Raw genomic sequence first — 8,318 nt, 5'->3', positions numbered from 1 at the left:
TGCCTTAACCTGTTTTGGGCTATCTGGAAGAGCTACCGTTATTGTCGCCAGAATAAGACTGATATCGTACATACATATGCTGTAGATGGCTCCCTAGTCGGCTTGACTGCTGCCTATTTAGCAGGGGTGCCAACACGTATACAAAGTAGAACTCATGCAGGTCCATTCCCTTGGCCGCAACGTGTTCCTTGGGGTCAAGTTTACGACCATTTTAACAATTTTCTTTCTTCAAAAATCACAATGACCAGCGAGAATGTCAAGGACATAGTGATTTCCTATGATGGAGTCACCCCAAGCAAGGTAGTCGTTATACATCCTGGTTTTGATTTTGAAGCTTTTGCCAAGGTCTCCGAAGAAAACGTGCAAAATATCAAAGAAAAATATAATATCAAAAATGTTGCTCCAGTAGTCGGTGTGGCATCAAGATATGTAGCTTGGAAGGGTGTCCATTATATAGTACCAGCTTTTCGTAGATTGCTAGAAGATTATCCTTCTGCCTTTCTTGTACTGTCAAATGCTCGAGGAAACTACCGAGAAGAGATCCAGAAACAACTCCAATCAATACCTACTAACAGATATGTGGAGATTCCGTTTGAATATGATATGTTCGCCTTGTATAAGCTTTTCGATGTATTTGTTCATGTTCCAATTGCTCCAAATATGGAAGCCTTTGGACAAGTGTATGTAGAAGCCCTAGCAGCAGGAATTCCTTCTATTTTCACGCGCTCAGGCGTTGTGGATGAATTCATAGTTCATAATAAACATGCTTACTTGGTGGATTATGAAAACAGCAATCAAATCTACGAGGGGATAAAAACTATTCTGGAAAACAATTCTCTAAAGGAATCGCTAATTTACAACGGAGGTCAAAGCGTTCGTGATATGTTCGATTTAAAGCAGATGATCGGCTCTATTGAACGTCTGTATCTTTCCGAGTTTGAAACAACCCAAAAAGATAATCACGAGTAATATGAATAAAACTGAAAAATTTCCAGAATTCAAAACCATTATTGATGGACATAATGAGACAATGGATATTAACGCTTTAAGCGCCGAGATTTTGAAAATCATTAAAATTGATGGATTCGTACACATTAAGCAGCCACTGTCCCAGAATGATTATGAAGTGCTCTTGCATTTATTGGGAAAAATTATAGGACGCACCGATCTTGTTGTAGATGCTAAATTAAACCAACTGCAACAAATGAAGCGAAAGTATAATACAAATCGCCCCAGTGTCTATCTACCGGAGGCATTAGCTTTTCATACAGATACTCCAGCCAGCGATCTGATTGGATGGTATTGTGTAGAACAAGATGAAGTCGATGGTGCAACCCTGCTGCTAGACACAAGAGACATAAAAGATTATTTTACTCCTGCTGAGCTTTCAGTTTTAAGCGGAGTTAGCGTCCAGTATATGATTAGGAACTCCAATACTAATGAAGAAGAAGTTGTTTATCAACCGCTGATTTCCCAGAAAAATTCAACCTATCAGGTGTTTTACGTTCCTTGGAATTTATCGAATCCTCATAAAGGCGAACAGACTAAATTGCTAGAAAAATTTTCTGAATACGTTGTACACAAGCAAAGAACGGAACTGATAAAAATTAGACTGGCAGCGAAAGAAAGTCTTTTTATTAATAATCATCGCCTGTTACATTGTCGGGGTAAACTGCCTGAAAATACCAAAAGACATTTAATCAGATATTACATTAGCACCTGTTTGATTTCATAATTTTGCATGGATGGAAAAAAAAATGAACAATCAGCCAACAATATTTCACATCACTCATCACAAAGCAGGATCGCGATGGGTCACAGCCGTACTAAAGTGTTGTTCCCCAGATAGGTTTGTATCAAAAATACCTCGGGTTTACTACTATATAAAATCCCCAATTAAATTAGGTGGTGTTTACCCTGCTGTTAATTTGTCGAAACCAGACTTTGAAGCGCTGCTTGGCTCTAATCTTTTGGGTAATTTTTGGCATAACAAACATTTACAGGGCAAGCCGTTACTACACTATCCTAATAGTTATATTACAAATTGGTACAATTTTCAGAAGCGACAACAGCCTTACATAAAATTTATAATTATTCGCGATCTTCGAGACACAATTGTTTCCGGTTATTTTAGTTTTAAAATTAGCCATACTCTAGTGACAGACAATATATCTAAATTGCGAAAGACATTAAATACCCTTAGTAAGGAAGAAGGCTTGCTTCACTTGATGGATACAATAGTCAACCGTTTGGATTATCACAATCTTCAGTTGTCGTGGCTCAACGATGAAGCCTTATTCAAATATGAGGATTTACTAGCCGATGAATATAAAGTTTTTGAGCAGATAATCGATCATTGCCAAATTAATATAGATCGTCAACATTTGCATGAAATCATTAGACAGAACTCCTTTGAATCAATGACAGGAGGGCGTAAGCGAGGTCAAGAAGATGTTACATCCCATCAAAGAAAAGCGGTTCCTGGACAATGGAGAGAACATTTTTCCGATCGGGTTAAGGAAAAATTTAAGCAGCACTTTGGCGATCTGCTTATAAAAACTGGCTACGAAAAGGATATGAACTGGTAAGAACACTAGGAATATTGGGCGTTGCTAATTGAAAGTATCAATAAGTATCACCCAAGGGCACAAAGGTGCAAAGAATCGTTTTTACAGAGCCTAACTTAGATTTAGGTTAAATAAAAAATTTTGAACCGATATTTTAATAGCATGAGCGAACATCAACCTACTCAATCCAAAATAACTCAAATTTTGTTATTAGGAGAAGCTTTAGTAAAACAAAACAGTTTGGATAAAGCTATTATCTCATATCAAAAAGCTATAAAGCTTAACCCAGGCATTGCTGAATTGCACAATAAGCTAGGAGAAGTCTACTTAAAAAAATATCAATTTGATGAAGCGATCGCCTGTTTTCGAGAAGCGATCGCCCTTGCTCCCAATTCAGCTTGGTACCACCAAAATCTAGGAGAAGCTATAGCCCACAAAGAACAACCAGGAGGCGGATATGAAGCTACTCGTTATTACCGCCATGCCCTTAAATTAAATCCAGAAGAAGTACAAAATTACCATAATGCCTTAGATGTTCAACCTGACGAGCCTGATCAGATTAAAATTAATAACCCTATTTTTATTGTCGGTTGTGGACATAGCGGCACTTCGCTCATGCTTACCATTCTTGGTAATCACCCTAACCTTTATTCTATTCCCTATGAAAGTAGATTGTTATTGAAAAATGAGCTTAAGCACAAAGAAACAATGTACCAGTGGGATGGAGAATGTATAAATGCTGGCAAAAAGCGTTGGGTGGAAAAAAGTCCTTCACATATTTTTTATATCAAAAAGCTTTCTCTATACCGTCCCAATAGCCAATTTATTATCATGTTGAGAGATGGCAGAGATGTTGTTTGTTCTTTAAAAAATAGAAAAGCGTTTCCAACTTATGTAGATAAGATCGAGAAATGGGTATATGATAATTTGGCTGGGCTACCTTACTGGAATAATCCTAGAGTTATGGTTGTGAAATATGAAAATTTAGTTGCCGAGCCGGACACTACTTTAGAAAAACTTTTTAAGTTTTTAGGGGAAAATTATAGAAAGGAAGTTTTGAAATTTCATGAAACCCCCAAACACTGGTATAGTTCTGAAATTATTAAACCAGAGGAAATTCAAAATATTCAAGACCACAAAAATCTCAGAAATTGGCAAATTAATCAACCTTTATTTGATGGTCGAGGTAGATGGAAAACTGAAATGACTGAGGAAGAAAAAAGAATATTTAAGGAAAAAGCTCAAAAATACCTAGTGCAATTTGGCTACGTAGAAGATGACAATTGGTAAACTTAAATCAAAAGCGAGGATTTTCAGGGCAAACCCATCTAAATTAGGCTCTTCCGTACTTGTTATGCTAAATAAACAGTTTGGCAAAGGGAGCAGGGAGCAGGGAGCAGGGAGCAGTGAAAAAAAAACCGTATTTAAAAAATTTTGTTAGTTAAATAGCCTCATTTCCCTTGTACAGTAAGCTTTCTGAGTTTTTTAACTTGACATGAGCGCATAGTAGGTACTGAAGAACCCTAAATTATAGAATCCTTACTTAGAATAGATTTCAAAATCACTAAGTATAAATATTTATCCTATGAATCTCAGATCCAGTAGGGATTTTAAAATAAGATGCGTTTACCCTCCTCCCTAAAACCCAGAGCTTTGTATTTAACCCAATTGAAAATTGTTATAATCTTAACAGGAAACCTTTAACAATAGCATATAAAGTTATGTCTATAAATAGCCAAAATAAAAAGCAAAATCAGCTCACTCCGGAATATTTAGCCAAAAAGGATGGATATGAAAAAGCCTTTCAAGATCTAGAAAAATTTTGTATGTTTATCGGCTATCCTAGAAGCGGACATAGTTTAGTAGGTTCCTTGCTCGACGCTCATCCCAACATGATTATTGCTCATGAATTGAATGTCCTACACTATATCAAACAAGAATATAAACAAGCAGAAATTTATCACTTATTACTAAATAACTCTCAAAACTATGCTAAAGAAAGCCGCATACAAAATGATTATACCTATGATGTCCCCAATCAGTGGCAGGGAAAATTTGAAACTTTGAAAGTCATTGGTGATAAGAAGGGAGGAGGAACTTCCAGGGAGTTGATGGCTAATTTTTCTCTTTTGTCAACTTTACAACAAACTATTAGTCAACCCATTTATTTTATTCATGTAATCAGAAATCCTTATGATAATATTAGTACTATATTTATCAGAGATAGTAAGAGGTTAAGTATAGATTTAGACGGATGTATAGAGTTATACTTTGCTAGGTGCAACACTGTAAATAAGGTTCGAGAAAAAATAGGGGACAACAAATTTTTCCATCTTCGGCATGAATGGATGCTCGGCAATCCTGAAGTAGCCCTTAGAGAGCTATGCAATTTTTTAGGTCAACAAGCAGAGCCAGATTATCTCAAGGACTGCGTTAGTATTTTGTATAAATCGCCCCAGGGAACTCGTGCAAAAGTGCAATGGAATACAAAAGCAATCGATCTAGTCAAAAAAGAAATAGAGCGATTTGACTTTCTCAAAGGTTATTCCTATAGGAACACCTGAATCTAAATAAGCCCAATAAGCCAATAGGTAAGAAATAAAGGAAAGAACGAGCAGCCGATAGACACCGAATCGAGTTTTTTTCCAAAAACGATGAAGACTAACTTTTAGTTATTTCATCAACTTTTTTTCGCTGCAAGATCTGAGTTAAAGAGGTTGAAGAGACTGTAAAAGACAGAAGGGCGTACCCCAACATACTTGACCACAAGGATACTATACCAAACATTAGACACGATCACGGTCAAACTTGTTGTAATCGCAGCTCCAATTATCCCAAACATCGGAATAGCGATCGCGTTTGAGACTATATTGAGCAAAACAGTACAGCCAACAACGATAACCGATTTGTTCTGGTGTCCCGTCATTACCATTAAATTAGCCACAGAGCCACACAATGCACTAACCAACTGCCCAACAATGAGAATTTTTAGAGACCAACTCGCAGCAGTAAAGCCGGAACCAAAAATACTCAGCACTGGTTTGGAAAAGACAATTAAACTTAGGGCGATAACAATCGAAGGCACAAAAATCCAGAGGGTTACTCTGGAAACTACCTTCTGCAAACCTTGCATATCTTTTTGAGCGTAGAGGCTTGCAAATAAGGGCGCTACTACCATATTCACAACCTGTAAAGTGAAACACACCCACATGGAAGTTTTCAGAGCCGCATTATATATGCCAGCTTCACTTGGCCCGATAATAGAACCAACCATGAGAATATCTGTACGGTTTAAAATAACGCCAAACGACTGTTGGAGTAGCAAAATCCGGGCAATCCCCAACCACTGCTGATAGGAATAAACTGGGGTAACAGGTTCAATCTCTCTATCAATCTTTTCCCAAAGCAACCACAACTGAAACAGCAGAACAGCCGACAGCAGTAGTTCTGCAACCTCAATCATCGGCAAACTGTCTAGAGAATGGTTCGCGTCAAACAAAAGAAACCCACCGCAAAGAACCCAGATCGGCCAGATAATTCTAGATGGAGCATAAGCTAATGTAATGTCACCCATTGCTCTAGTTGTTTCTAACTGCAAAACTGTCAAAGCTTGGAGTGGTACTAGCGCCAGTCCAATCAGCAATGGTGTTGCATAGCTAAAGTTGTGAAAAGAATTCAGCACCCAGATAACACCCGCAGCACCTAGGCTTAATAAGACACCAACCAATAATGTTAATAGCCAGCTCCCACGCACGAGGCCCCGTAAATGTCCCCAGTCTTCTTTCACACGGTATTCTGAAAGTAAGCGCAACACAGTCCTCGGCAATCCTAAAGCTGCTGGAATCCCTAAGAGCATTGACCAGGAGATAACATATTCGTAGATGCCGTACTCCGTTTTGCCCATCCATCGAGCCAAGCAGACCTGAACCGCGTATGTGAGAACTAACCCAAAGGCTTGTATAGTCAGAGCGATAAGAGTGTCCTTGGCTAGAAAGTCTAGTTGACGACTTTTTTGTTCTTGTCCCGGGGTATCTTGAGTACTGTTTTGGCTTTGAGGGAGCGAAGATTGAGTCATACTAAGGTAAGTTGTTAGTTAATGGTTATAAAAATATCTTGGACTGCTCTCGCCCACTTTGTTCGTTCAGCAAATCAATACACTTTCTGCTCTCAGTTCATTTTCTCTGCTTGGCCTGAACTGGAAACAATGACCTACTTTGGTAAGGAAATTTTACCCCTGGTTAGGGAGATGGAAAAGATATCGGGGTGAAGTATCTCAAGGTAAGCATTCAGCCGTCAGCTAAAAGCTCACGCTACTTGAGGTGCTGTCAGCCGTCAGCTTTCCGTAACAGAGATTAAACCAATGCTTACCTGTTTGATTCAAAAGCTGTTCCCTTAGTTTGTCGATAGCCCATAAGCTGATATAGCAATCCTATTTGATTCGTGAAACAAATGGGCTGCTTTAAGGCAGGAAGCAGAAGGCACCCACCCCTAGGGCGTGTCTTCAAACTCGGAGATCCCCCGTTTCCCTTAAAAAAGGGGGACTTTGAGTATGGCTCCCCCCTTTTTTAAGGGGGGCTGGGGGGGATCATAATCTTGCGGAAAACTTTGAAAACACGCCCTAATCCCTCCCAGGAGGAGAAGGAGCTACTTTTTAATAATTCCAGTGATTTTACAAATGATTTAGGATAGCTGATAGCTGATAGCTGTTCGCGCAGCGTGCGCGTAGCGCATATGCTTACTTCCGTGAAGAATTAAAAAACGCCCGATCGCTTTCTTGCCCCAGTATTTCCTGACCAATGGAGGCCAAAACGCGATCGCAATTATCATGGAGAGTATAGAAGGATAAATCGCGATAAATCCGTTCCAAAGGACTCGGTTGAATCATAGCACGAGCGCCACACATCCGAGTACAGTGTTCCAAGGTCTCCAGTGCCAATTTTTCTGACAAATAACGAAAGCGGTTACCAGCTTCTTTGGCCTGCTGGTGTTGACCTGCTTCCCACAACAAAGCCACTTTTCGCAGCCACAAGTCCATAGTTTCAATATTCATCATTGATTTAGCAATCCGATGCTGCACATAAGCATCCTGTTCTCTGCCTTGCTTTTTGATATGAGCGTGGGCATAACCATAAGCCCCTTCTGCTGCTCCCAAAAATGCCGCTCCATACTGAGGAGTAAAGCGAGTTTGCCACTCTTCAAGCAAGTATTGCCCTGGATAGCCAATCAGATTTTCTTTAGGAATAAAGGTGTGATCGAATTGTACGCGATAACTTACGCTTCCCCGCATTCCAATCGGTTTCCACCAAGTTGAATCAAAGCTTACACTTGGGTCTGATAAATCACAGGCTAACATCAACACGGAATGGGCTGGTCCATCGTGATGACGAACAGCTCCTGTTCCGGCAGTACTCACAAACAATATCGCCCATTGTAGCCCATCTGCTCCTGTGGCAAAGACCTTGTAACCATGATCAGCGATCAGCGATCGCTGACCGCTGACCGCTGAATGCTTACGTTATCAATATTTTCCTCACAGCCCTGTTGGTAGAACAGGCATCTTGCCTGTGATCAATGAGTAGAACAGGCATCTTGCCTGTGATCAATGAGTAGAACAGGCATCTTGGCTGTGATCAATGAGTAGAACAGGCATCTTGGGGTGCATCTCATTTTTGCTGTTTGACACAGTGGTGCGTTACGGGCAGCAACATAACCCTAGCTACGAAGCGGAAAATGAGCCCCCCCTAACGCACC

7 protein-coding genes are annotated in these 8,318 nt (G+C 39.7%); 5 read left to right on the top strand and 2 right to left on the bottom strand.

Annotation, left to right across the window (positions count from 1 at the left end; all coding sequences use genetic code 11):
- The 5 genes from F6K20_RS14480 to F6K20_RS14460 all read left to right on the top strand — a co-directional run.
- Positions 1-969 (top strand): glycosyltransferase family 4 protein (locus F6K20_RS14480; RefSeq protein ID WP_287295089.1); only part of this gene is annotated, 969 nt, incomplete at its 5' end.
- A gap of 1 nt (position 970) precedes the next feature.
- A complete protein-coding gene (locus F6K20_RS14475; protein WP_287295088.1) occupies positions 971-1,735 on the top strand; it encodes a TauD/TfdA family dioxygenase in 765 nt (254 codons plus the stop codon).
- A gap of 22 nt (positions 1,736-1,757) precedes the next feature.
- Positions 1,758-2,588: a sulfotransferase domain-containing protein gene (locus tag F6K20_RS14470; RefSeq protein WP_287295086.1), complete on the top strand. Its 831-nt coding sequence runs from the start codon at positions 1,758-1,760 to the stop codon at positions 2,586-2,588.
- Positions 2,589-2,729: 141 nt separating this feature from the next.
- Complete coding sequence (locus F6K20_RS14465; protein WP_287295084.1) at positions 2,730-3,857, top strand: sulfotransferase family protein; 1,128 nt, start codon at positions 2,730-2,732, stop codon at positions 3,855-3,857.
- A gap of 431 nt (positions 3,858-4,288) precedes the next feature.
- Complete coding sequence (locus tag F6K20_RS14460; protein WP_287295082.1) at positions 4,289-5,131, top strand: sulfotransferase; 843 nt, start codon at positions 4,289-4,291, stop codon at positions 5,129-5,131.
- 116 nt (positions 5,132-5,247) lie between these two features.
- On the opposite strand, the gene F6K20_RS14455 is transcribed toward F6K20_RS14460, so the two are convergent.
- Both F6K20_RS14455 and F6K20_RS14450 read right to left on the bottom strand, forming a co-directional pair.
- Positions 5,248-6,642, bottom strand: coding sequence for a flippase (locus tag F6K20_RS14455; RefSeq protein WP_287295081.1), 1,395 nt, complete (start codon positions 6,640-6,642; stop codon positions 5,248-5,250).
- Between the two features lie 660 nt (positions 6,643-7,302).
- Positions 7,303-7,980: an acyl-CoA dehydrogenase family protein gene (locus tag F6K20_RS14450; RefSeq protein ID WP_287295079.1), complete on the bottom strand. Its 678-nt coding sequence runs from the start codon at positions 7,978-7,980 to the stop codon at positions 7,303-7,305.
- Positions 7,981-8,318: the final 338 nt, after the last annotated feature.

The sequence above is a fragment of the Moorena sp. SIO2C4 genome, assembly GCF_010672485.1.
Classification (GTDB): Bacteria; Cyanobacteriota; Cyanobacteriia; order Cyanobacteriales; family Coleofasciculaceae; genus Moorena; species Moorena producens.
The sequence above is the reverse complement of the archived record's forward strand: the minus strand, read 5'-3'. Positions and strand labels throughout refer to the sequence as shown.